This window comes from Streptomyces sp. NPDC058964 (genome assembly GCF_042741275.1).
GTDB lineage: Bacteria > Actinomycetota > Actinomycetes > Streptomycetales > Streptomycetaceae > Streptomyces.
Genome location: NZ_JBHYKH010000775.1, coordinates 1 through 2,928 on the forward strand (window position 1 = coordinate 1; position 2,928 = coordinate 2,928).

3 protein-coding genes and 1 pseudogene are annotated in these 2,928 nt (G+C 73.2%); 3 read left to right on the forward strand and 1 reads right to left on the reverse strand.

Annotated features, from left to right (window positions below):
• Positions 1-393, reverse strand: a pseudogene (locus ACFW2E_RS44545) (tyrosinase family protein); the annotation flags it as partial.
• A 76-nt stretch (positions 394-469) separates the two neighbouring features.
• Here ACFW2E_RS44545 and ACFW2E_RS44550 point away from each other — a divergent pair.
• The 3 genes from ACFW2E_RS44550 to ACFW2E_RS44560 all read left to right on the forward strand — a co-directional run.
• Entirely contained in the window at positions 470-1,177 is a 708-nt protein-coding gene (locus ACFW2E_RS44550) for an AMP-binding protein (protein ID WP_384477219.1), read from the forward strand.
• Positions 1,174-2,418, forward strand: coding sequence for a type III PLP-dependent enzyme (locus ACFW2E_RS44555; RefSeq protein ID WP_384477214.1), 1,245 nt, complete (start codon positions 1,174-1,176; stop codon positions 2,416-2,418). The genes ACFW2E_RS44550 and ACFW2E_RS44555 overlap by 4 nt, the downstream gene beginning before the upstream one ends.
• Before the next feature lie 21 nt (positions 2,419-2,439).
• A partial coding sequence (locus ACFW2E_RS44560; RefSeq protein WP_384477216.1) for an acyl carrier protein occupies positions 2,440-2,928 on the forward strand: 489 nt, incomplete at its 3' end.

Here is a 2,928-nt window from a genome sequence, read left to right on the forward strand (position 1 = left end):
GGCGTACCGGTAGATCCGGCTGTGGTCCTCCAGCTCGTCCGGTGTCACGTCCCACGGCGGCAGCCGCTCGTGCCGCGCGACCACCCGGCCGTGCTGCGCGCTGCCCCGGCCGGGCGGCTCGGCGGGCAGGTAGCGGGTGTTCTTGTGCCGGGCCTGCCAGCGGGACCACTGGAGGTCGACGAAGGCGTGGTGCAGCCAGAACACCGGGTCGTTGACGGAGGCGCCGCCGACCATGGCCCCGCCGACCCAGCGGTGCACGCGGTTGTGGTTGCGCCAGGAGACGCTGCCGCGGCCGGTGCCCCAGCCCTCCAGCTTGTTGCGGAAGCCCTTGCGGACCGTGGAGTCCCAGGGCGCGGTGTCGTAGGCCGGGTCGTCGAGCGCCCACTCCAGGTCGCGCTACGGCGGGCGGCCCGCGGGGGGGGGGGGGCGGCGCCGCGCGCCCCCCCCCCGCGACCCCCGCCCGACCCGGCTGCGCATGTTCACCAGCACCGGGGCCGCGCTGGAGCAGCGGATCATCGACGGCCTGTGGAAGTGCTTCCCGGGTGCCCGGGTGGTGCGGATGTACGGCATCTCGGAGTGCAAGCGCATCACGATCATGCCGCCGGACCAGGACCACGAGCGGCCCGGCTCCTCCGGCCTGCCTATCCCGGGGACCAGGGTGGCGATCCTCGACCCCGACGGGAACGAGGTGCCGGCCGGCGAGAGCGGCGAGATCACGGTGACCGGCCCGCACGTCATGGCCGGGTACTGGAACCTGCCGGAGATCACCGCGCGCACCTACCGGCCCGACCCGACGACCGGCGGGACCCGCCTGTTCACCGGCGACTACGGCCGGGTCGACGCCGACGGCTACCTCTACTTCGAGGGCCGCCGCGACGACATGTTCAAGCGCAAGGGCATGCGCGTGTCCACGATCGAGATCGAGGGCGCGGCGATGGACATCCCGGGCGTACGCAACGCGGCCGCCCTCAAGCCGACCGCCGACCGCGACCTGATGATCTTCGTGGAGTCGGACGAGCTCACCCCGCAGGCGGTGCTGCGCGAGCTGGCGACGCGGCTGGAGGCCGTGAAGGTGCCCGCGCTGTGCAAGGTGCTCGACGCGTTCCCGCTGACCTCGAACGGCAAGAACGCGAAGCAGCAGCTGGCGGCACTGCTCGACGCCGAGGGCGCCAAGTGACCTCCGAATCCGAACAGATCTCACTGGACCGTGAGTTGGTGGCTCGCTACGGATCGCCGCTGTACGTGTACGACCTCGACCGGGTGGTCCGGGCCCGCACCGATCTGCGCGCCGCCCTGCCCGACGGGATCACGCTCTACTACTCGCTCAAGGCCAACCCGCACCCGGGTCTGGTCCGCGCGCTGCGCGAGGGCCCCGGCGGCTGCCGTGCCGAGGTGTGCTCCACCGGCGAGCTGGCCTCCGCGCTGGAGGCCGGTCACCCGGCGGAGTCGATCCTCTATTCGGGTCCCGGCAAGACGGCCGGTGAGCTGGCCGTGGCGCTCGCCGAGGGGGTGCGCACGTTCTCCGTGGAGTCCGCGGGGGACCTGCGCCGGCTGGGCGCGCAGGCGGTGCGCCAGGGAGCGGTGGCCCAGGTGCTGCTGCGCGTCAACAGCGCGGCGGCCGCGGCGACCACCAGCATCCGCATGACGGGGACGCCCTCGCAGTTCGGCATCGACGCGGAAACCCTGCCGGACCTGCTGCCCGCGCTGCTCGACGTGCCGGGCACGGAGGTGGCCGGGGCACACTTCTTCCCGCTGTCCAACTCCAAGGACGAGGAGAGCCTGATCGCCGAGTTCGCGGCGACGATCGAGCAGGCGGCGAGGCTGGAGGACGAACTCGGGCTCCCCCTGCGGATGCTGGACATCGGCGGAGGTTTCGCCGCGCCGTACTCGGTTCCCGGCGACCGGCCCGTCTACCCGAATCTGCGCGCCGCACTGGAGAAGGCCCTGGACACCCGGCTGCCGCGTTGGCGCGAGGGCGGGGTGGAGATCGCCTGCGAGTCGGGCCGGCACCTGGTCGGCGACAGCGGGCGTCTGCTGACGTCCGTGACCAACGTCAAGGAGAGCCGGGGCCGCACCTTCGCGATCCTCGACGCCGGCATCAACACCCTCGGCGGCATGGCCGGCCTCGGCCGGCTGCTGCCGCTGTCCGTGGACCCGGCCTTCCACCGCGCGGGCGAACCGGTCCCCGTCAGCCTGGCGGGCCCGCTGTGCACTCCCGGAGACCTGCTGTCCCGCTCGGTCCGGATGCCGCCGCCGGAGCCGGGCGACGTGCTCGCGGTGCCGAACATGGGCGCCTACGGACCCACCGCCAGCCTGCTCCTCTTCCTGGGCCGCCCGGCTCCGGTGGAGCTGCTGCTCAGCGGCGGCGAGGTGGTATCGGCCTCACGCCTCGTCACGACCCGTACCGAAGTCGCATAACCACACTGGAGTTCAGTGACCATGACCGAGTCCGCCGCTCAGCCCGCCCACGACCTCTCCGAACAGCCCGTGACGGCAGTCGAGTTGACCGGTATGCCCAGGGCCGCCCAGGAGCGGCGGCTGCTCGGGCTCGTCGTCCAGCAGGCCGGGGCGGCGCTGCGCGCGGCGGGCCGGGACGCCGGCGGGCAGCTCGATCCGTCGCTGCCCTTCCTGCAGCTGGGACTCGACTCACTGGCCATCGTCGACCTGCAGCGGAGGCTGTCGGCCGCGACCGGTATGGAACTGCCGGTGTCCGTCGCCTTCGACCATCCCACCCCGCGGGCGCTCGCCGGGCAGCTGGTGCGCGAGCTGCTGGGCGAGCACCCGGACGACGCCGGGTTCCCGGACGGGTCCGCCGAGGGGCAGGACCCGGCCGATCCGGTCGCGATCGTAGGCCTGGACTGCCGGTACCAGGGAGGCATCGCCTCCCAGGGGCAGAGTGTGGACCTTGTCGCCGCGGGCGTCGACGCG